This is a genomic window from Sorangium sp. So ce385, from assembly GCF_051474135.1.
In the GTDB taxonomy this organism is placed as follows: Bacteria; Myxococcota_A; Polyangia; order Polyangiales; family Polyangiaceae; genus Sorangium; species Sorangium cellulosum_D.
On record NZ_CP150337.1, the window covers coordinates 8,525,360 to 8,546,347 of the forward strand.

At 71.2% G+C, this 20,988-nt stretch carries 14 protein-coding genes; 4 read left to right on the plus strand and 10 right to left on the minus strand.

Going from position 1 to position 20,988, the window contains the following annotated elements:
- Nucleotides 1-4: 4 nt before the first annotated feature.
- Together WME83_RS31005 and WME83_RS31010 are read right to left on the minus strand one after the other, a co-directional pair.
- Nucleotides 5-988 carry an aldo/keto reductase gene (locus WME83_RS31005; protein ID WP_437313318.1) on the minus strand — a complete coding sequence of 328 codons (984 nt, stop codon included), beginning with the start codon at nt 986-988 and terminating at the stop codon, nt 5-7.
- Nucleotides 989-1,053: 65 nt separating this feature from the next.
- Nucleotides 1,054-2,838: a MutS-related protein gene (locus tag WME83_RS31010; RefSeq protein ID WP_437313319.1), complete on the minus strand. Its 1,785-nt coding sequence runs from the start codon at nt 2,836-2,838 to the stop codon at nt 1,054-1,056.
- A 100-nt stretch (nt 2,839-2,938) separates the two neighbouring features.
- Here WME83_RS31010 and WME83_RS31015 point away from each other — a divergent pair, with 100 nt between their 5' ends.
- Nucleotides 2,939-3,850 (plus strand): BON domain-containing protein, encoded by a 912-nt coding sequence (locus WME83_RS31015; protein WP_437313320.1) that lies wholly within the window; start codon nt 2,939-2,941, stop codon nt 3,848-3,850.
- 223 nt (nt 3,851-4,073) lie between these two features.
- Here the strand turns inward: WME83_RS31015 and WME83_RS31020 are convergent, their stop codons facing one another.
- From WME83_RS31020 to WME83_RS31045, 6 genes are all read right to left on the minus strand, one after another.
- Complete coding sequence (locus WME83_RS31020) at nt 4,074-5,777, minus strand: protein kinase domain-containing protein (RefSeq protein ID WP_437313321.1); 1,704 nt, start codon at nt 5,775-5,777, stop codon at nt 4,074-4,076.
- 542 nt (nt 5,778-6,319) lie between these two features.
- Nucleotides 6,320-7,129: a class I SAM-dependent methyltransferase gene (locus tag WME83_RS31025; protein ID WP_437313322.1), complete on the minus strand. Its 810-nt coding sequence runs from the start codon at nt 7,127-7,129 to the stop codon at nt 6,320-6,322.
- Nucleotides 7,130-7,299: 170 nt separating this feature from the next.
- Nucleotides 7,300-8,352: a 3-oxoacyl-ACP synthase III family protein gene (locus WME83_RS31030; protein WP_061626547.1), complete on the minus strand. Its 1,053-nt coding sequence runs from the start codon at nt 8,350-8,352 to the stop codon at nt 7,300-7,302.
- A gap of 272 nt (nt 8,353-8,624) precedes the next feature.
- Nucleotides 8,625-9,251 carry an endonuclease III domain-containing protein gene (locus WME83_RS31035; protein WP_437313323.1) on the minus strand — a complete coding sequence of 209 codons (627 nt, stop codon included), beginning with the start codon at nt 9,249-9,251 and terminating at the stop codon, nt 8,625-8,627.
- An 8-nt stretch (nt 9,252-9,259) separates the two neighbouring features.
- Nucleotides 9,260-10,006, minus strand: a complete 747-nt coding sequence (locus WME83_RS31040) for a c-type cytochrome (RefSeq protein ID WP_437313324.1) — start codon at nt 10,004-10,006, stop codon at nt 9,260-9,262.
- On the minus strand, nt 10,003-11,238 hold the full coding sequence (locus WME83_RS31045; RefSeq protein ID WP_437313325.1) for a YncE family protein: 1,236 nt from the start codon (nt 11,236-11,238) through the stop codon (nt 10,003-10,005). The genes WME83_RS31040 and WME83_RS31045 overlap by 4 nt, the downstream gene beginning before the upstream one ends.
- Nucleotides 11,239-11,506: 268 nt before the next feature.
- On the opposite strand from WME83_RS31045, the gene WME83_RS31050 reads away from it, so the two are divergent.
- A complete protein-coding gene (locus WME83_RS31050; RefSeq protein ID WP_437313326.1) occupies nt 11,507-13,102 on the plus strand; it encodes a metallophosphoesterase in 1,596 nt (531 codons plus the stop codon).
- A 30-nt stretch (nt 13,103-13,132) separates the two neighbouring features.
- On the opposite strand, the gene WME83_RS31055 is transcribed toward WME83_RS31050, so the two are convergent.
- Nucleotides 13,133-13,870, minus strand: coding sequence for a 4'-phosphopantetheinyl transferase family protein (locus WME83_RS31055; RefSeq protein ID WP_437313327.1), 738 nt, complete (start codon nt 13,868-13,870; stop codon nt 13,133-13,135).
- Nucleotides 13,871-14,716 carry a metallophosphoesterase family protein gene (locus WME83_RS31060; RefSeq protein WP_437313328.1) on the minus strand — a complete coding sequence of 282 codons (846 nt, stop codon included), beginning with the start codon at nt 14,714-14,716 and terminating at the stop codon, nt 13,871-13,873. It abuts the gene before it with no gap.
- A gap of 231 nt (nt 14,717-14,947) precedes the next feature.
- Between WME83_RS31060 and gltB the strand changes: the two genes are divergently transcribed.
- The gene (gene gltB, locus WME83_RS31065; protein ID WP_437313329.1) at nt 14,948-19,555 is read left to right on the plus strand and encodes a glutamate synthase large subunit; all 4,608 of its coding nucleotides are present in this window, start codon (nt 14,948-14,950) and stop codon (nt 19,553-19,555) included.
- A complete protein-coding gene (locus tag WME83_RS31070; RefSeq protein WP_437313330.1) occupies nt 19,548-20,987 on the plus strand; it encodes a glutamate synthase subunit beta in 1,440 nt (479 codons plus the stop codon). Before gltB ends, WME83_RS31070 begins: the two co-directional genes overlap by 8 nt.
- The last annotated feature ends 1 nt before the right edge of the window (nt 20,988 follow it).

Consider the following 20,988-nt stretch of genomic DNA (forward strand, 5'->3'; position numbering starts at 1 on the left):
GGGCCTACCAGCGCTGGTGAACCGCCGCCCGCAGCCGGCGATCGTAGATCTCGCGGATCTTCGCCATCGTCTCCGGCGGCAGGGCGGGCAGGTCCGCCGCGCTCGCGTTCTGGTCGACCTGATCGGGCCGCTTCGCCCCGGGGATCACGCACGTCACCGCGTCCTGCATGAGGATCCAGCGCATCGTCCACGCGCCCATGCTCACGCCGGCGGGCACGAGCGGGCGGAGCTCCTCGACCACCTCGAGGCCGAGCTTGAAGTCGACCCCGGAGAACGTCTCGCCCTTGTCGAACGCGGCGCCCTCGCGGTTGAAGTTGCGGTGATCGTCCGCCGCGAACGTCGTCGCGGCGCTCATCTTGCCGGTGAGCAGCCCCGAGGAGAGCGGCAGCCGCGCCAGGATCCCGACCTGACGGCGCTTCGCCTCGGGAAAGAAGAGATCCGCCGGGCGCTGCCGGAGCACGTTGTAGATGATCTGCACCGACTGGACGCCGGGATACTCGATCGCCTTGAGCGCCTCTTCCACCCGCTCGACGCTGACCCCGTAGAAGCGGACCTTGCCCGCCTTCACCAGCCGATCGAGAACGTCGAACACCTCGGGCCGATAATAGACGTCCGTCGGAGGGCAGTGCAGCTGGACGAGGTCGAGCACGTCCGTCTCGAGGTTCTTCAGGCTGCGCTCGATGAACGCCGTGAGGTTCCCCTCGCTGTAGCTGTCCGCCGTGTGCGGGCTCAGCCGCCGGCCCGCCTTCGTCGCGATGACGATCTCCTCGCGCCGCTCCCGCCGCAGGCGCGCGAGCAGCCGCTCGCTCCGGCCGTCGCCGTACACGTCCGCGGTGTCGAAGAAGTTCACGCCGCGATCGACGGCCCGGTGCAGCGCCGCGACCGACTCCTTGTCGTCGACGTCGCCCCAGGTGCCCCCGATCGCCCAGGCGCCGAAGCTCACCGAGGAGATGCGGAGACCCGTCCTGCCAAGAGGTCGATATTCCATGGCGGCGCATACAACCAGATTTTTCCGCCCCCGGCGAGCGCGCCTTTCCGCCGGCCCGCGCGCGCTCAGGCGGGCTCGACCCCGCGACGGCGGTGCGCGCGCTTGCTCCGCTCGACGAGCGCGACGAGCTCCTCGCGCGTGACGCCGAGCCGCGCCGCGGTCCGATGCGCGAGCGACGTCCGGGCGACCCCGTCCACGAACTGGTACGTCGGCCACTGCTGCGCGTCGAGCTCGACCTGCAGGAACACGAGCCGATCGACGGGCCGCTCCCGCTCGAGCCGCGCCGCGAGCTCCAGGAAGTGCGTCGTGATGAAGGCCTGGGGGCGGAGCTCCGCGAGCAGCGAGATCACGAGCTGGAAGATCTCCTCGCCCTCCGACGGGTTCGTGCCGGAGCAGAGCTCGTCGAGCACCACCATGTCGCCGACCTGCATCGCCTCGAAGAGCGACCGGATGCGCAGGAGCTCCATCCCGAGGCGGCCCTCGCTCTGGTCGGCCTGCGCCTGCTCGATCAGCGACACGAAGAGCCCGTGGCACGACGACAGGCGGGCCTCCGCGGCCGGCACGAAGAAGCCCGCCTGCCCGAGCATCTGGGCGAGCGAGAGCGCCTCGAGCAGCCGCGTCTTTCCCCCCGAGTTCGGCCCGGTCACGATGACGGTGGCGTCGTGGTGCTCGGTCGCGATGTCGCACGCGACGATGCTCGCCGAGGTCGCGAGCAGGAGCGGGTTGAAGAGCCCCTTGAGCGCGCGCCCTGGGGCCTCGTCGCGCGCGGCGCCGGGCCAGGCGAGATCGGGCAGGCAGACGGCGAGCCCGGCCGCGCGGGCGCGCTCGCGCAGCGCGAGGCCGGCGAGGTAGAACTCGAGATCTCCGACCAGCTGGACGAGCGCGACGAGATCGTCCTCGATGCCCTCGAACACGCCGTTGACGTAGCGGGCGAGCACCTCGTCGTCGCTGAACCTGTATCCGCGCCACAGCATCACGAGCTTCGTGATCACGCGCCCGATCGGCGACTGGTAGAAGCGGTTCTCGCTGTTCTCGCGGACCGACAGGGCGCGGAGATCGCGGACGTGACCGTCGGCGCCGACGCGGATCCGGACCTCGAGCGTCGCGAGCTCCTCGTCGTACGCGAGCAGGTCGGCGAGGCGGCGGTACGCCTCGGTCTCGCGCACGGCCGCGCCGAACGCGGGGAGGCGCGCGAGGCCGGAGCGGGCGCCCGCGAACCCGTCGGCGAGCGCGTCGAACGCCTCCTTCGCGGCGACGAGGATGTCCAGACGGCGGCGGCTGCCCTCCCGGCGAGAGATGGAGATCGTCTCCAGCTGGCTCACCCAGCGGCGCAGCGCCGCGTAGGCGCGCGCGAGGTCGCGGCGCAGCGCCTCCGAGCCGGTGAGCTCCCGGAAGATCTCGCGCCGGAGCTCGACCGTGTCGCGGTCGCTCGGAGGCTGGGAGAGGGCGCGGCCGAGCAGCGCTGGGCTCGGGATGCGCGTGCGCCCCTCGCTCGTGAAGTGCAGGCAGCCCACGATGAGCTCCTGGAGGAAGACGTGCTGCGCGAAGCGGGCCGGGTCCCAGGTCGACGCGGGCAGCGACGCCGACTCGACGTGCCGGTCGAGCGCCCCCGCGGGCGCGCCGCCCGCGAAGGCGAACGTCAGCGACTCCTTGACGGCCCGCGCGTCGACCCGGAGCGCCGGCCGGTGGCAGAGGAGGTCGGGCGCGGCGCGCTGACCGGGCGAGGCGTCTGGCAGGACGGGTTCCGGCGGCGCCGCGCTCACGATCTCGAGCCTACGATGGGTCGGGCCGGAGCGCTCGTCCGGCGTCCGGCGCCGCCGCTCTGCGGTGGCCAGGGAAGGTCTCGGCATGGCGGTCCCGACACGCGCGCCGCGCGGTTGTTCCCGAGCGGCCGGGATCGACCGCGCTCATGGCACGGCGCCTGCCTGGGTGTGCGGCCGGAGAGGCACCATGAGCTATCGCTGCACGATGAGCAGAATACGCTGGTTCTCCGGCTCAACCGTCCTTGCGATCGCCCTCGTCGGCACCGCCTGCAGGAGCGAGAGCGAGAGAGCGGAGGGAGCGGTCCGCGAGCCGGGGGATCGGACCACGAGCGACAAGAGCGCGCCGCCCGAAGGCCAGAGCCAGAAGCCCGGCCAGGAGCCGCGCGGTCAGGCCGAGCGCGTGGGTGACAAGGCCGAGCAGCTCGCGCGCGAGGGCCAGGAGCTCGGCCGGGAGGCGCGCGAGCAGGCCGCGCGCGTGGGCGAGAAGGCCGAGCAGCTGGCCGAGCGAGGGCGCGAGGTGGGCCGCGAGGCCAACGAGCAGATGAACCGGGTCGGCGAGCAGACCGGCGCGCTCAAGGGCGATCGGGGCTCGGGCGCGCGCGAGCAGGCGGCGCCGACGCCGGCTCCCAGGGACCAGGGCGCGCCGCAAGGCCGCGAGGCGCAGGGCCAGACGCAGGGCCGCGAGGCGCAGGGCCAGACGCAAGGCCGCGAGGCGCAGGGGCAGACCGGCGGCGCGAGGGACAAGGATCAGGCTGGAGGCGCCGTCGCGAGCACGCGCGATGCGTGGACGCAGGAGGCGAAGGACAACGATTACCAGGTCAGCTTCAACCGCGACGGCTCGGTCGTCGCCACCAAGGAGGCGAAGGGCTCGGGCGAGCGGCTGTCCGACGACGCGCTCCGCAACGAGGTGGGCGGTAAGCTCGCGGGCAGCGACCACGAAACGGTGAAGAAGCTGAGCGTGACGGTGCGCAACGGGGTGGTCACGCTGCAAGGCAACGTCGCCAACGTGAAGGAGGCGACCGAGGCGGTGAACGAGGCCATGGAAGCCAAGGGCGTCACCAAGGTGATCTCCCAGATCCGCTACGGATCATCGCCGTGACCTCGCCTCTCCAGCCGCCGTGAGCGCCGGGCACGCTGAGAGGGGAAGAATTTGAACCACAGAGGCACAGAGGGCACAGAGGAGAGAGAAAGGCTATCTCTCTCTCCTCTGTGCCCTCTGTGCCTCCGTGGTTCCTTCTCTCTTCTCCTTGGCTCGGCGACGCCCTACCCGCGTTCGCCCCAGGGGCGCGCTCGGCCGTAGAGCGCCGCCTGGGCGCGGCCGTTCAATTCGTGGGCCGCAGCTTGACGGCGCGCTCGACCGACTCGTCCGGGGTGAGGGTCAGCATGATCGTCTCATCGAAGCTGCCGGACCGGGACACGACCACGACCTGCGTGCCCACGGGCAGCTCGGTCTTGAGCGGCGTCTTGCCGAGCGTCGTCCCCTTCCAGCTCACCGTGGCGTCGGGCGGGTCGCTCGCGATCACCACGCTCACCTTGGGGGCCTCCTCCGGCTTCTTCTCGACGGCCTCCACGGCCTCCGCGCCGCGCGCAGCGGCGACGGCGGCCACCGGAGGCTCGACCGCGGGCGCGCGCTTGCTCGCGACGAGCAGCGCGCCCCCGGCCACCGCGGCCAGCACGGCGAGCCCGGAGGCGCCGAGCAGGTAGCCGCGCCTCGTGGGCGTCGAGGGCACCGACGTGGTCGCGCGCAGGCTGACCGAGTCGCTCACCGGGGTCCTGGGCCGCTCGACGCCCGAGCCCCGCTCGACGCCCGAGCCCCGCTCGACGCCCGAGCCCCGCTCGATGCCCGAGCCCCGCTCGATGCCCGAGCCCCGCTCGACGCCCGAATTGCTGGGCTCGCCGACGAAGGGGAGCCTGCTGCCCGAGCGAGAGCTCGTGGGACCCGCCGAGAGGCCGATTCCGCTCAGCGTCACCTGGCTCGAGCCATCGCTCATCACCATCGAGCTCGTCACCCGCTCGATCTGCGCCTTGATCTGCTGGCGGATGCTGGCCCTGCTCTCCGCGAAGATGCCCCGCATGCAGGCGCCGAGGAACTCCCCGCGCACGTCCTCGCCCGACCACTGCAGGTAGCTCTCGAGCACGTCGCACATCTCCTGCGCCGTCGCGAAGCGCTTCGATGGATCGCGCTCCAGCGCCTTCGCGGCGATCTGGTCGAGCGCGATCGGGATCCCCGGCACGACGGTCGAGAGGCGCGGAATCTTCCCCAAGAGGAGCTGATGCATCACGGTGATCTGATCGCCCTCGAACAGCCGCCGCCCGGCGAGGAGCTCCCAGAACACGACGCCCACCGCGAAGATGTCCGCCCGGCGATCCACCGTCTTGCCCGCCGTGACCTGCTCGGGCGCCATATAGGTGAGCTTGCCCTTGAAGGTCCCGCTCTCCGTGTTGGAGGAGTTGACGGCGGCCTTCGCCACGCCGAAATCGACGAGCTTCACCGCGCCGTCGTACGTGATGAAGATGTTGTGCGGGGAGACGTCGCGATGCACGATCCCGAGCGGCTTTCCATCGAAATCGCAGAGCTCGTGCGCGTAATGAAGGCCGCGCAGCACCTCGGCGACGATCCGGATCCACGTGCCGCGCACCAGCCCACCGGTGCCGGACGCCCGATCCATGGCCGCCTTCATCACGCGCTTCAGCGGCTGGCCCTCCAGGTACTCCATGACGATGAAGTACCCTTCCTGGTCGCTGCCGACCTCGTAGGTCTGGACCACGTTCGGGTGGTTCATGCGCGCCGAGAGCTTGGCCTCGTCCATGAACATGAGGACCTGACGATCCTCCTCGTCCGCGAAGCTGCGGAGGCGCTTGACGACGACCAGCTTGTTCACGGAGGCCGGCCCGTGAGCCATGGCGAGGAAGACGTCCGCCATCCCCCCGCGGCCGAGCTTCGCAATCGGACGATATCGGCCGAGCCCAAGCTGGGTCGGCGTGTCTCTGAGGATCGACGCTCCGTGTTCTCCGATCACACCCACCTCAGTATGCAAAATTCATTAATTGTGCGTCCGAGTCAATACGAAGAGTTTGCGTTGTCGTCATCGGGGCCAACAGGCGCGCCAGCGCCGGGTGAAGTGAAAAACCTGGAACCGTGTGGTCGAGAGAGATGCAAAACGACATCCGAGCACACGCACTCACGCGTGCGGCCCGCGAGCACCGCGAGCACCGCGAGCACCGCGAGCAGCGCGTGTCGCGCACCCGCGCTGCTCGACGGCCGCGCATTCCGCGCAGCCGCCGCGTTTTCCCCGTTGATCGCTGCTCGTGGGCCGCTTTCGTGCGACCCCTTCGCGCTTCTTTCGACGGACGCTCGCCGGAGGGGAGCCGGTGCAGCCGAGCCGTGATGTGGCTCCCCTGCCGGCGACGGCGCCAGGTGGACCGCGCTGCCGACGCGAGGATCGCCGCAGGCGGTGATTCAAACGTAACAAAGACAACGCCGCGTGCAACGCGCCACGGCGCGCTCGGTCGAAAATTTGACAGCGCTCCTTGCCGAGCGCGACAGCGCGCTGGCCGCGCTGCGGCGCTACCGCCGGGCTGCGATGACGCCGGCGAGCTCGAAGTCGAGCGGGATGCCGTCGGGCTCCCGGTAGGCCTCCAGCCGGGCCGCGAACTCGTCGCAGAGCGGCTGCAGCACCTCCGGAGGGAACTCCCGCAGGGCGGCGTGGGTCACGAACCCGCTCTCCTGCAGCCAGCTCGCCACCTGCGCCCCGGAGCCGAACCACAGCCGGAACCGGTGGGTCCACGCCTCGACGGTGCGGAGCCCGCCGCGCTGGAGCGCCTCGCTGACCTGCCCGGGGCCGTCCGGGACCGGCAGCTCCACCCGTCCCAGGTCGAGCTCGTCGACCATCCGGCAATAGACCGCGTAGGCCTGCGGCGTGCTGCTCGAGAGGTTCGTCAGGATCCCCGCGCGACCGCCGGGCCGGACCATCCGCCCGAGGCACGGCAGCGCTGACCGCCAGTCCAGATAGGCGAGGCAGAAGCGCAGCGTGACGACATCGAAGCTCGACGCCTCCGCGCGGCGGATGAAGAGCTCGGCCTCGGCGCGCCTCGTCGAGAGCGCGAGCCCAGCGGCCCGGGCGCGGGCCCGTGCGGCCCGGAGCATCTCCTCGGAGCAGTCGACGCCCACGACCTCGCCGGGCGCGACCCGCCGGAGCATCTCCACGGTCTCGATCCCCGTGCCGCACCCGAGATCGGCGCACCGCGCGCCGGGGACGAGCCCGAGCCCCGCCGTGAGCCGATCCTGAGGCTCCCTCATGTGGCGCCCCCATCGGTCGTCGTACCGCTCCGCGATCCGGTCGTACACCGACCGCACCAGCTGATTCGCGCTGTGCACCCCCGCCGCGCTCCTTCCCTGCTGAGGCGGCCGAGGCGCGCTGGATCCAGAGGACCCGGCGGGACCGACGGTTCAGACCGGCGCACCCCTCCGCCGGCCCGGAGGCGAAGCGAGAACGATGCCAGGCCCAGCAGGGCGCCGGGCCGGCGATTTATGTACAGCCGCTCAGCTCAGAGCTTCCAGAGCGCGCAGCCCCAGTGGACGCCGGTCCCGAGCGCGAGCACCATGGCGAGCTGCCCCTTCTTCACCCTGCCGGCGCGCATCTCCTCGTCGATGAGGATGGGCACGGTGGCCCCGCTCGTGTTGCCGAATCGGTCGATGTTGCTCGGGAGCTTCTCGACCGGCACGCCGAGGTCCTTGCGGATGTGCTCGTTGATGCGGCCGTTCGCCTGGTGCGCCAGGAACACGTCGATCTGCTCGAGCGTGACGCCCTGCGAGGCGCAGAGCTCCCGCGCCGTTGCCGGGAGCTTGGTCACCGCGAACTTGAAGAGCTCGCGGCCGTCCATGCGGGGGATGTGGGCGTCGTCCTCGAACGAGCTCTGCTTCCAGTACGGCCGCGAGCGGAAGCCGCCCCCGGGGACGTAGAGGAGCTCGGCGAAGCGTCCGTCGGAACAGATCTTGTTGCCGCGCAGGCCCGCGTCGCGGTCGGTCGCGCGAAGGACGAGCGCGCCCGATCCGTCCCCGAACAGGACCGCGAGGTTCCGGTGGCGGTCGGCGCGCGCCCGCGCCTCCGGCGTGGCGGACCGGCCGTTCTTCGGGTCGAGCGCTCCCCAGTCCTCCCAGGGCATGAAGCCGGCGTGCGCCTCGGCGCCCACGAACAGGATGGTCTTGGCGGCCCCGGTCTGGATGAGCCCGTCGATCGTCTGGAGGCCGAACAGCATCGCGGCGCACTGCTGCCGGATATCGAGCGCAGGAACGCCGGGGATGCCCAGCTTCGCGCCGAGCAGCGCCCCGGAGCCGGGAAAGATGTAGTCCGGCGTCATCGTGGCAAAGAGGATGTAATCGATCTCCGACGGTGAAATTCGCGCAGACTCGATAGCGCGCTTCGCCGCCTCGCACGCCAGATCGCTCACGCCGACTCCGTCCGGCGCGTAATGTCGCTGGTGGATGCCGGAGCGCTGGTAAACCCACTCGTCGGAGGTCGTGATCACCCGCGCGAGGTCGTCGTTGGTGACAGGTTCGCCGGGCACGTAGTGCCCGGTCCCGATGATCTCAAATCCCATCTTTGCCACAGGGCTGCCTTACTCGAACCGCACGCCCGCGGCGACCGGGAACCGCACGAGACCGCGCCCGAACCCCCCACGGCGCAACGCGGCGAGCCGCACGCCGCCGCCGCCGCATTCACGCCGCCGCCGGAGCGGTGCGCCCTGCTTGACGGCCGCCGGCGCTCCGGATAGCCTCCCGCCTTCCCGGGCGCGCTGGGTTTGTCGCCGAGCCGGTCCGGCCGGCAGCGGTGGCCGGGCGGCGCCGATCACCAAGCGGCGAGCGCGGCGCCTCAACGCCGGCGCGCGGCCCAGCTGCAGATCGGGCAGCCGGCCGTGTCGTGGCGCAGCGCCGGGCAGTGCTCGCGGCCGAAGTAGATGAGCTGCAGGTGGAGCTTGTTCCACTGCTCGGGCGGGAAGGTGCGCTTCAGGTCGCGCTCCGTCTCGACGACGTTCTTTCCGGACGACAGCCCCCAGCGAGCCGCGAGCCGGTGAATGTGGGTGTCGACCGGGAAGGCGGGGTGGCCGAAGGCCTGCGCCATGACCACCGAGGCGGTCTTGTGACCGACCCCCGGCAGGGCCTCCAGGGCCTCGAACGAGGCGGGGACGACGCCGCCGTGCTCGACCGCGATCCGCTCGCTCAGCGCCTTCAGGTGCCTCGCCTTCGTGGGCGCGAACCCGATCCTCCGGATGAGCTCGGCGATCTCCTCGGTCGGCACGGCCGCCATCTCGGCGGGCGTCCGGGCGCGCGCGAGGAGCGCCGGCATCACCGCGTTGACCATCTTGTCCGTGGTCTGCGCGCTGAGCATCACCGCGACGAGCAGCGAATACGCGTCCTCGTGGACCAGCGGAATGGCCGGCTGCGGGTACAATCGATCGAGGATCTCGGCGATCCTCGCGGCTTTCTCGGGGCGCTTCACGGGCGGTGTCAGGGCAGCTCGTAGAACGAGAGGAGGTCGCCGAACTGCTCGTCGGAGAGGACCTCGAGGGAGAAGGGCGGCATCTGCCCGCCGTAGCCGATGAAGCCGCCGTGGCGGACCTTCTCGACGAAGACGAGCCGCCGCTCGCGCTCGGTGTACTCGCCGAGCGGGTGCTCCTCGAGGGTCTGATCGGGCAGCGCCGGCGCCCGCTCGACGAGCCGCCCTTCCCCGGAACGAGCGCGCCCGTGGCACGAGGCGCAGGCGCGATCGTGGATGAGCGCGCCCTTCCCCGGATCGCCGGGCGGCGGCTCCTTGAGCCCGTAGACCGGCGTGAACGGGACGGCCTCGGCCGCGTCGCCGTCGCTGGGCAGCGATTCGAGGTAGGCGTACATGGCCTGGGCAGCGGGATCGTCCGCGGCCCAGGGCAGGTCCTTGGTCATGAAGTAATAGAGGCAATGGTTGATCGCGCCGAGGAGATCGACCTCCTGACCACCCCAGTAATGCGGGCGATCCACGGCGCCGGCGAGCGGGGCGCCGGGGAGCATGGCGTCCCCCGCCTCGCCGGCGATCGCCTCATGGCACGTCGAGCACGAATAACGATTGAAGCGCGTCTCCGCGATCGAGGGGTCCCGGAAGAGCGCCGCGCCGTGCTCCACGGCCGTCGCGTCGACGATCTTCGTCGCCGGGTCTCCCGTACAGCCGCCGGCGAGCGCCGCGCAGGCGAGCGCGGTGAGCGCGAGGGAGCGCGGCCTCATGGCGCCTCCGCAGCGACGCGCGCGAACGCGTCGGGGAAGAGGCCCACCTCGGCTTCGCTGCGCGTCTCCAGCGTCTCGGGATCGAGCCGGAGCACCTTGCCGGGGGTCTCGGTCTGATCGCCCTCGCAGACGAGGAAGAGCCCGTCTCCCCCGTCGTAATCCACGACGTGCGGCTTCTCGCAGACCCCGGAGAGATCGCGGTAGGCGAGCTCGGCGTTGCCGTTCGCCACATCGATGAGCGCGATCGCGTCGGGCACCTGGGTCGGCACGTAGAGGCGGCTCCCGTCGGGTGTCCACGCGACGAAGTATGGCGCGCCGATCAGCGTCAAGATCGATTGGGGCTCCCTGAACGACTCCGACGCGACGTCGAAGAAGCGCACGTCCCGGCTTTTGGTGTTGCTCACGGCGATGGTCTTCTGATCCGGGGACATGACCGCGGCATACGGGCCATAGGACGATTCCCACACGGCCGGGCTCGGCCCCACGGGCACGCGCTTCACCTCGGCGCCGGGGTCGGTCAGGTCGACGACCGCGAGGGCGTCCTCGCCCTCGCAGGCGACGTAGGCGCGGGCGCCGTCCGGGCGCGAGAGGGCGATCCCGTGCGCGGCGATGCAGGTCGGGATGAGCACCGGCTGGGCCGAGCCTGAGCGTGAGATCTCGTCGGGATCGATCACGGCCAGGGACGAGCGCGCCGCCTCGATGTCCTGGGGGTTGTCGATCGCGCGCTTGAGATCGTAATGAGAGGCGACCACGCGGCCGCCATCCTCGGAGATCACGATATCGCCCGGGTTGGGCTCGATGCGCACCTGCCCGAGGACGCGCATGTCGTCGAGCGCGAGCTTCTGGACATAGCCGGCCATCGCGCTCGATCCATGGCTCGCGTGGGGGCCGATCGTGCCGGCGAGGACAGGGTACGACAGCGCGACATAGACCGCGTTTCCCGGAGCGTCCACGGCGACATGGTGAGGCCCGTCGACCGTCACCGGATCGCGGCCCACCGGGTAAACGCCGATCCGCTCCCCCGTCGCGAGCGAGATCAGGGAGAGCGTGTCGGAGCGGCTATCGGTCACCACGCCCATGCCCCCCTCCGGAATCGTGATCTTCGGGCGCCGATCCGGATAGGCGTCCCCCTCGTAAGCACCGTAATGCGTCTCGATGATGGGATCGGGCTCACCGCAGCCCGCCAGCGCCACCGCCGCGAGCGCGAAGCCCACAAATCGCGAAAGGACCATGTGATGACCTCGAGAGGAGCGCCCGGAGCCCGGACGCGCCGCATCCTAGCAGCCGCCGACGCGCTGGCCGCGGCTCCGCCCTACCACGGTTCAGCCCGTCCGTGCGCATCAACGTGACGCCGCGCGGCGCCGCCGGCGTCACGTGCGTTGGTTAACCCGCATTCCGGAAAGTCTCTTTTCATTGCCTGATGATGACCGACGCACGAGCGCTACCGCTCGAATGAACATTTCTTGATCAGGCGCTGTTGTCTTGTCATGTAAGGAAGCGATGAGCCAGACACGAGCAGGGAGCACGGTAACGGCGGGGCTCGCCCGATCGCTCGGCACGCGCGCGCGCCGAGGTGGCCCAGCTGCGGTCCTCTCCCTCGTGGTCGCGGCCTGCGCGGCGGAGGAGCCCGTCGAGCCCGCGCCGACGCCGCTGCCGGCGCTCGCCGACGCGCCGCCGCTGACGACCGAGCGCACCCTGGTGCCGCGCGCCGCGGTGGTCGATCCGCCGGACAGGAACCCCGCGGTGCCGGCGGAGATCGAGCAGATGCTCGCGGAGGGCTACGGCGAGGTCGACATCGGGCCGGGGCTGCCGCTCGCGCCGGCGACGCTCGACGGCGCGCCCCCGCCGCCGCGCGGCCCGCGGCCGAGGCTGCTCACGCGGTTCGTGCACCTCGCCGACACCCAGCTCGCCGACGACGAGTCGCCCGCGCGGCTCGCGATCTTCGACTCGCCCGCGATCGGCTCGGCCTTCCGCCCGCAGGAAGGGCACGAGTGCCGGATCCTGAACGCCGCCGTCCGCACCATCAACGCGTTCCACCGGAGCACGCCGCTCGACTTCGTCCTGCTCGGCGGCGACAACGCCGACAGCGCGCAGACCAACGAGATCGCGTGGTTCACGGCCATCCTCGACGGCGCCGAGCGCGTCGAGTGCGACTCGGGCGACGACGACGATCCCGTCCAGGGACCGGACAACGATCCCAAGGATCCGTTCGTCGCCGAGGGGCTGCTCGTGCCGTGGCGCTGGGTGACCGGCAACCACGACGTCCTGCACCAGGGGAACTTCCCGGTGGACACCCGCGCCGCGATCGCGACGGGGAACATCGCGGACGGCGGGACGCGCAACTGGGCGCTCCCCGGCGGTCCGGTGGTCACCGGCGAGGTCGTCCCCGACCCGAGGAGGGCGCTCCTGAGCCGCCCCGCGCTGCTCGATCAGCTCGCGGCGTCGGGCGACGGGCACGGGATCGGGCCCGACGAGCAGGCGTACGGGAAGGCGTTCTACGAGTTCGACGTGAAGGACACGCCCGTGCGCGTCCTCGTGCTCGACACCGCCGCCGAGACCGGCGGCCCCGGCGGCGTGATCCTCCAGGACGACGTCGACCGGTTCATCCGCCCGGCCCTCGACCGCGCGCGGCGCGATCGCAGGTGGGTCGTCCTCGCGTCCCACCACGCGTCGCGCCTGCTCGGCGACGGCTCCTTCGCCGCGACGGGCACCGCCGCCGTGCCCGGCGCGCTCACCGTCGAGGCGTGGCAGTCGCTCGTCGGCGGCTACGACAACGTGCTCCTCCACCTCGCGGGCCACACGCACGTGCACCGGGTGACCCCGGTGACGCCGAGCGGCGGGCACGCCTACTGGGAGCTCGAGACCTCCGCGCTCGCCGACTACCCCCACCAGGTCCGCATCATCGAGATCTGGGACGAGGACAACGGCTCCGTCGCCATCCGCGGGGTCGCCCTCGACTACGCCGTCGACGGCGACCCGGTCGCCGCCGAGGGGCGCCGCCGCGCCGTCGTGGACGTCACCTCCGGCTTCGGCAGCGACGGCAGCGGCGAGCCCTCGTGGCGCAACGTCGAGCTCTCGATCGCGCGGCCGGACTGACGGCGCCGCGCGAGCGGCCTCGGCCGGCGCTCATCCGTCGCGGAGCGGCACCGTCTCCCGGAGCTCGATCGACAGCGGAGGCGCGCCCCCCGTGCGGATGGCCGCGGCCATCGTGTGCCGCGCCGAGGGCTGGTAGAGCGCGAACTGCCAGGCCGAACGATCGTCGCCGAGCCGCGGATCGAACGAGATGCCGATCGACGGCCCCTCGTCCAGGTGGAACGAGAACTGGTCGAGCGGGATCGCGAGCCCCATCCCGCGCGCCTTGATGTACGACTCCTTGAGCGTCCAGTACTCGAAGAAGCGCGCGCGCTGCCTCTCGGGCGGCAGCGCGCGCAGCGCGCGCACCTCGGCGGGCGAGAAGAAGCGGTCGGCGATGTCCACCGCGCTGCTCGAGCGCTCGGTGTCCTCGACGTCGACCCCCACGTCGCGGTCCAGCGCGACCAGGCACGCGATGAGCCCCCGCGTGTTCGACAGGTTGAACCGCAGCGGCGGCACCCCCGGCGGCCCCGCGATCTGCGGCCGACCAAATTCGTTCCGGACGAACGTCCACGCCTCGGGCGCGACGTCCGCGTACCTCGAGAGGGTCGTGCGCACGAGCGCGCGCGTGAGCAGGTACTCGTGCCGGTTCTCGGCGAACAGGAAGCGCGCCTGCTGCGCCGCCTCGTCCGGCGCCATGAGCCGGTGGTACGCCGCGAGCAGCGCCTCGTCGCGGACCGGCTCGCAGAAGACGTACCAGAGGTGCGCGGCGCCGGGGCCGATCTCGAGCATCTACGTCGTCCCCGGCAGCGGCGCCGCGGCCGCGGGCCCCGGCAGGATCTCCCGAAGGCAGCTGTCGGCGGTGAGGCCGATGGGCCGCTGGCGCGGGTAGCCGAACGAAACCTCCTCGAAACGAACTCCATCGATCCAGTCGGTGCGGGGGATGTGGAGGTGCCCTGAGACGACCACCCGCGCGCGGAAGCGCGTGTGCCAGTCGTGCGTGCGCCGCGTCCCGCACCAGATCGAGAAGCGCGGGATGTGCCGCAGGCGCACGAGCTCTTCTCGCAGCGGGAAGTGGTTGATGAGCACCGTGGGGTGCGCCTCGATCGCGGCGAGTCGGGCCTCGGTCTCGGCGAGGCGGGCGCGGCACCACTCAGGCCGGCTCGCGTACGGGGCCGGGTCGAGCAGCTCCTCGTCGCTGCAGAGGACGCCGCTCTCCATCGCCCACGCCACCGCGTCGAGCTCGGCCACGCCGGCCGGCCGGAAGCTGTAGTCGTAGAGCAGGAACATCGGCGCCAGCACGTGGGGCCCGCCCTCACCCTCCCAAAGCACGTACGGGTCCTCGGGCGTAATCACCCCGCGGCTCCGGCATAGCTCGACCAGCCGATGGTAGCGGGCCTGACCGCGCGGCCCGCCCCGCTCACTCGGCATCGTATAGAGCTCGTGGTTGCCCGGCGCCCACACGAGCTGCTTGAACCGGGGGCCCAGCGTGTCGAGCACGTAGAGCAGGTGCTGCTCGGTCTCCCCGAGGTCGCCAGCGAGGATCAGCCAGTCGTTCGGGCGCGGCGTCACGCGCTCGAGGGCCCAGCGGTTCTCCGCATAGCCGACGTGGAGATCACTGAGTGCGAAGAGCTTCATGCTAATGACACATCACCGGCGGCCGGGCCAGCAGGCCGGCCATCCCCACCTTCATCACGGGCGGCGACGGGCGTCCACTGCCGAGCGCCGCCCCCCGCGGCCCATCCGGCCCCGGGAGAGGGGGGCCGCTCCCCCCGGTTTTGCGCCCGGTTCCGGGGGAGCTGGCGCGCCGCATTAACTAGGGCTCCAATCCTTGTGCAACATGTGCTACGCGCGTGTGAAGTCAGCACCATGCCTCTGCCCCAACGACAAGGTCTTTACGATCCGGCTTTCGAACACGACGCATGCGGTCTCGGATTCGTCGCCACGCTCCGCCGTGAAGCGACGCACGAGGTCGTTTGCCAAGCGCTCGAGATCCTCGAAAATCTAACCCATCGCGGCGCCGCGGGCTGCGACCCCTGCACCGGCGACGGCGCGGGCATCCTCCTCCAGATCCCGCACGAGCTGTACGCCGCCTCCCTAGCTTCCCTGGGCATCGCGCTGCCTCCTCCCGGCGACTACGCGGTCGCGACGGCGTTCTTCTCGCAGAGCCCGTCCCGGCGCCGCCAGTGCGAGGCGATCCTCGAGGCGGCGGTCGTGCACCACGGCCAGCGCGTCCTCGGCTGGCGCGACGTCCCCATCGACGACGGCGCCATCGGCCCGGTCGCGCGCGACTCGCGCCCCGCGATCCGCCAGCTGTTCATCGGGAGGGTCGCGCCTCGCCAGTCCTTCGAGCAGGTCCTCTACGCGATCCGCAAGCGCGCCGGCCGCACCGCCCACTCGGATGACTTCTACCTCGCCTCCTGTTCGTCGCGGACGGTCGTCTACAAGGGCCTGATGCTCGCGGAGCAGGTCGCGGCGTTCTACCCCGACCTGTCCGACAAGCGCACCGTGTCGCGGCTCGCGATGGTGCACTCGCGCTTCTCGACGAACACCTTCCCCACGTGGGAGCGCGCGCACCCGTACCGGGTCATCGCGCACAACGGCGAGATCAACACGCTCCGCGGCAACACCGCGTGGATGTCGGCGCGCGAGGCGCTGCTCAAGAGCGATGTGTTCGCGAACGCGATCGAGGACTTCAAGCCGATCATCCGCCCGGGCGGGTCCGACTCGGCCGCGCTCGACAACGTGGTCGACTTCCTGCTCGCGAGCGGCCGGTCGCTGCCGCACGTGATGATGATGCTCGTGCCCGAGGCCTGGGCGCTCGACCCGGACATGTCGGCCGAGAAGAAGGCGTTCTACGAGTACCACGGCTGCCTCATCGAGCCCTGGGACGGCCCCGCGGCGCTGTGCTTCACGGACGGACGGCTGATCGGCGCGACGCTCGACCGCAACGGGCTGCGCCCGGCGAAGTACGTCGTGACGAGCGACGGCCTCGTCGTGCTCGCGAGCGAGTTCGGCGTGCTCGACATCGAGCCGGCGCGCGTGATCCAGAAGGGTCGCCTCCAGCCGGGCAAGATGTTCCTCGTCGACACGAGCGAGGGCCGCGTCGTCAGCGACGACGAGATCAAGCGCCGCGTCGCGACCCAGAAGCCGTACGCGGCGTGGGTCGCCGAGAACAAGATCGACCTGCGCGCCCTCGAGGACGTGCCGAGCCTCTACACCATCCCGCACTCGGATCTCCGGACCCTGCAGCAGGCGTTCGGCTACACCGACGAGGACCAGCGGATGATCCTCGCCTCGATGGCGACCCTCGGCGAGGAGCCGGTGGGCTCGATGGGCATCGACATCCCGCTCGCCGTCCTCTCCGAGAAGCCCCAGCTGCTCTTCCGCTACTTCAAGCAGCTGTTCGCGCAGGTCACGAACCCGCCGGTCGACCCGCTCCGCGAGGAGATCGTGATGTCGCTCGTGAGCTGCGTCGGCGGCGAGGGCAACCTCCTCGAGGAGACGCCCCGCCAGTGCCGGATGCTCGAGCTGCCGCACCCGATCCTCACGCAGGACGACCTGTCGAAGCTGCGCAAGAACGTCTTCCCCGACTTCCGCGCGGCCACGCTGCCCATGTACTTCTCGGTCGACGGCGACCCGGAGGACAACCTGCGCAGCGCGCTCGCGAAGCTCTGCAAGGACGCGAGCCGCGCGATCGCCGACGGGGCGAGCATCCTCATCCTCAGCGACCGCGGCATCGACGAGACGCTCGCCCCCATCCCGAGCCTGCTCGCCATGGGCGCCGTGCACCACCACCTCATCAACGAGGGGACGCGCACCCGCGCCGGCATCATCGTGGAGACCGGCGAGGCCCGCGAGGTCGGCCACATGGCGCTGCTCATCGGCTACGGCGCCGGCGCGGTGAACCCGTACCTCGCGTTCGAGTCGATCGCGGCGATGTGCCGCGACAAGACCCTCGGCCCCGACCTGTCGCCGTCCGCCGCGAGCTCGCGGTACGTGAAGGCGCTCAAGAAGGGCATCCTGAAGATCATGTCGAAGATGGGGATCAGCGCGCTGTCCAGCTACCAGGGCGCGCAGATCTTCGAGGCGATCGGCATCGACCAGATCGTCATCGACGCGTACTTCACCGGCACGGCGTCGCGCGTCCGCGGCGTCGGCCTGCGCGAGATCGCGGAGGAGGCGCTGGCGCGCCACCAGGCGGCGTACGGCGAGCGGGCGCGCGCGCACCTCGACGTCGGCGGCCACCACCACTTCCGCGTCTTCGGCGAGCGGCACCTCTGGACGCCGCAGTCGATCTCGTCGCTCCAGCGGGCGGTCCGCCTCGACGACGCGAAGAGCTACGCCGAGTACGCCGCGGTCATCAACGAGCAGCAGGAGCACCCGATGTCGCTCCGCGGGCTGTGGGACTTCAAGCCCGCGGGCCCGCCGGTGCCGATCGAGGAGGTCGAGCCCGCCGCCTCGCTGGTCAAGCGCTTCGCCACGGGCGCCATGTCCTTCGGGAGCATCTCGAAGGAGGCGCACGAGACCCTCGCCGTCGCGATGAACCGCATCGGCGCGCGGTCGAACACCGGCGAGGGCGGCGAGGACCCGGCGCGCTTCCTCCGGCTGCCGAACGGCGACTCGAAGCGGAGCTCGGTGAAGCAGGTCGCGTCGGGGCGGTTCGGCGTCACGGCCGAGTACCTCGTCAACGCCGACGAGCTGCAGATCAAGATGGCGCAGGGCGCCAAGCCCGGCGAGGGCGGCCAGCTCCCGGGCCACAAGGTCGACGCGGTGATCGCGAAGGTGCGCCACTCGACCCCCGGCGTGACGCTGATCTCGCCGCCGCCGCACCACGACATCTACTCGATCGAGGATCTCGCGCAGCTCATCTTCGACCTGAAGAACATCAACTCGAAGGCGCGCATCAGCGTGAAGCTCGTCGCCGAGGCGGGCGTCGGCACCATCGCCGCGGGCGTGGTGAAGGCGCACGCCGACGTGGTGCTGATCAGCGGCGACTCGGGCGGCACCGGCGCCTCCCCGCTCACGTCGATCCACCACGCGGGCGTGCCGTGGGAGCTCGGGCTCGCCGAGGCGCACCAGGTGCTCGTGATGAACGGGCTCCGCGGCCGCGCCATCGTGCAGACCGACGGCAAGCTGATGACCGGCCGGGACGTGGCGTTCGCCGCCTTGCTCGGCGCCGAGGAGTTCGGCTTCTCCACGGCGCCGCTCGTCGCGGCGGGCTGCATCATGATGCGCAAGTGCCACCTCAACACCTGTCCGGTGGGCATCGCCACGCAGGACCCGGAGCTCCGGAAGAAGTTCACGGGCGCGCCAGAGCACGTCATCAACTTCTTCTTCTACGTGGCGGAGGAGCTCCGGCAGATCATGGCGAGCCTGGGCTTCCGCACCCTGACCGAGATGGTCGGGCGCTCGGACTGCATCGTGCAGCGGCGCACCGGGCTCCACGCGAAGGCGAGGAAGATCGACTGCTCCGAGGTGCTCTACCGCCCGAAGGAGGCCCTCACGAGCCCGAACCACTGCGTCGAGCCGCAGGACCACAAGCTCGACCGGGTGCTCGACCTCAAGCTCATCGAGCAGGCGCGCGCCGCGATCGACGGCGGGCCGCCCGTCGTCATCGAGACGCGCGTGCGGAACTCGGACCGGACGATCGGCGCCATGCTGAGCGGCGAGATCGCGCGCCGCCACGGCAGCGCCGGGCTGCCCGAGGACAGCATCGTCGTGAAGTGCGCCGGCAGCGCCGGCCAGAGCTTCGGCGCCTTCGCCTCGCAGGGCATGACGCTCGAGCTCGAGGGCGACGCGAACGACTACGTCGGCAAGGGCCTGTCGGGCGGCGTCGTGGCGGTGCGCCCGCCGAGCGTGGCGCCGTTCAAGCCGGACGACCAGGTCATCGTCGGCAACGTCGTGCTCTACGGCGCCACGAGCGGCCGCGCGTTCTTCAACGGCCGCGCCGGCGAGCGCTTCGCGGTCAGGAACAGCGGGGCCACCACCGTCGTCGAGGGCGTGGGCGACCACGGCTGCGAGTACATGACGGGCGGCACCGTGATCATCCTCGGCACGACCGGCCGCAACTTCGGCGCCGGCATGAGCGGCGGGCTCGCCTACGTGTTCGACGAGGACGCCCTGTTCGAGGCGCGCTGCAACAAGGAGATGGTGCAGCTCGAGACGATGACCGCGGCCGACGCCGAGTCGGTGCGGGCGCTGCTCGAGGAGCACGTACGGCGCACGGGCAGCCGGAAGGCGACCGAGCTGCTCGACTCCTGGCAGGCCGTCCTGCCGAAGTTCGTGAAGGTCGTCCCGAGCGAGTACCGGCGGGCCCTCGAGGCCGCGGCGTCGCCCGCGACGAACGGGGCCGACGCGTCGAGCGGGATCGTGTCCCTCCTTTCACCCTCCACCCCCTACGTTTCCACTGGACGTTACATCCCCGCCAACGCGGGTCCCGCGAGCACGGGAGAGAGGTCGGCCGCCCATGGGTAAGGTACGAGGCTTCCTCGAGATCCAGCGGGTCGACATCAAGAAGCGGCCCGTCTCCGAGCGATTGAACGACTGGCAGGAGTTCGAGCTCCCGATCCCCGACGCCGAGCTGCGCGATCAGGCGGCGCGGTGCATGGACTGCGGCATCCCGTTCTGCCACGACGGATGTCCGCTCGGGAACCTGATCCCCGACTGGAACGATCACATGTTCCGCGAGCGCCTCCCCGAGGCGATCGCGGCGCTCGACGCGACGAACAACTTCCCCGAGTTCACCGGGCGCGTGTGCCCGGCGCCCTGCGAGGCGGCGTGCGTGCTGAACATCGAGGGCAAGCCGGTCACGATCAAGAACGTCGAGCGCGGCGTCGCCGATCGCGCCTTCGAGCGGAACCTGATCGCGCCGGTCATCGCGAAGCAGCGCACGGGCAAGAAGGTCGCGGTGATCGGGTCGGGGCCGGCCGGCCTCGCGGCCGCGCAGCAGCTCGCGCGCAAGGGGCACGACGTGACGGTCTTCGAGCGCGACGATCGCATCGGCGGCCTGCTCCGTTACGGCATCCCCGACTTCAAGATGGAGAAGCACCTCATCGACCGCCGCATGGAGCAGATGCAGGCCGAGGGGGTGACCTTCCGCACGAGCGTCCACTGCGGCGTCGACGTCACCGGCGACGCCCTGCGCGAGCAGTACGACGCCATCGTGCTCTGCGGCGGGGCGCGCCGGCCGCGCGACCTGCCGGTCCCGGGCCGGGAGCTCAAGGGCATCCACTTCGCCATGGATTTCCTGACGCAGCAGAACAAGCGGGTCGCCGGCGACGTGATCCCGGACAGCGAGGCGATCTTCGCGACGGGCAAGCGCGTGGTCGTCATCGGCGGCGGCGACACCGGCTCGGACTGCCTCGGCACGAGCCATCGCCACCGCGCGGCGCACGTCACGCAGCTCGAGCTCCTCCCCCGCCCGCCCGAGCAGCGCTCGCTCACGAACCCGTGGCCCGCGTGGCCGCTCATCCTCCGCACCTCGTCCTCGCACGAGGAGGGCGGCGAGCGCGACTGGTCGGTGTCGACCACCGGGTTCGTCGGGGACGAGCACGGGAACGTCCGCGCCCTCAAGGCGACGCGGGTGAGCCTGGAAGGCGGGAGGTTCGTGCCCGTCCCGGGGAGCGAGTTCGAGATCCCGTGCGAGCTCGTCCTGCTCGCGATGGGCTTCGTCGGCTCCGAGCGCGAGGGGTTGCTCGAGCAGCTCGGCGTCGCGATGGACCAGCGCGGCAACGTGAAGGCCCCGGGCGGGCGCACGAGCGTGGAGGGCGTCTTCGCCGCCGGCGACATGTCGCGCGGCCAGAGCCTCGTCGTGTGGGCGATCGCGGAGGGGCGCAAGGCCGCCGATGCGGTCGACGCGTACCTGATGCAGCCGGCGAAGCGCCGGCTGGCGCTCGCGGCGGGCTAGG

Coding starts and splice junctions, on each gene's coding strand:
- WME83_RS31005 (WP_437313318.1), bottom strand. CDS start 988: ATGGAATATCGACCTCTTGGCAGGACGGGTCTCCGCATCTCCTCGGTG.
- WME83_RS31010 (WP_437313319.1), bottom strand. CDS start 2,838: ATGCCGAGACCTTCCCTGGCCACCGCAGAGCGGCGGCGCCGGACGCCG.
- WME83_RS31015 (WP_437313320.1), top strand. CDS start 2,939: ATGAGCTATCGCTGCACGATGAGCAGAATACGCTGGTTCTCCGGCTCA.
- WME83_RS31030 (WP_061626547.1), bottom strand. CDS start 8,352: ATGGGATTTGAGATCATCGGGACCGGGCACTACGTGCCCGGCGAACCT.
- WME83_RS31040 (WP_437313324.1), bottom strand. CDS start 10,006: ATGAGGCCGCGCTCCCTCGCGCTCACCGCGCTCGCCTGCGCGGCGCTC.
- WME83_RS31045 (WP_437313325.1), bottom strand. CDS start 11,238: ATGGTCCTTTCGCGATTTGTGGGCTTCGCGCTCGCGGCGGTGGCGCTG.
- WME83_RS31050 (WP_437313326.1), top strand. CDS start 11,507: ATGAGCCAGACACGAGCAGGGAGCACGGTAACGGCGGGGCTCGCCCGA.
- WME83_RS31055 (WP_437313327.1), bottom strand. CDS start 13,870: ATGCTCGAGATCGGCCCCGGCGCCGCGCACCTCTGGTACGTCTTCTGC.
- WME83_RS31060 (WP_437313328.1), bottom strand. CDS start 14,716: ATGAAGCTCTTCGCACTCAGTGATCTCCACGTCGGCTATGCGGAGAAC.
- gltB (WP_437313329.1), top strand. CDS start 14,948: ATGCCTCTGCCCCAACGACAAGGTCTTTACGATCCGGCTTTCGAACAC.
- WME83_RS31070 (WP_437313330.1), top strand. CDS start 19,548: ATGGGTAAGGTACGAGGCTTCCTCGAGATCCAGCGGGTCGACATCAAG.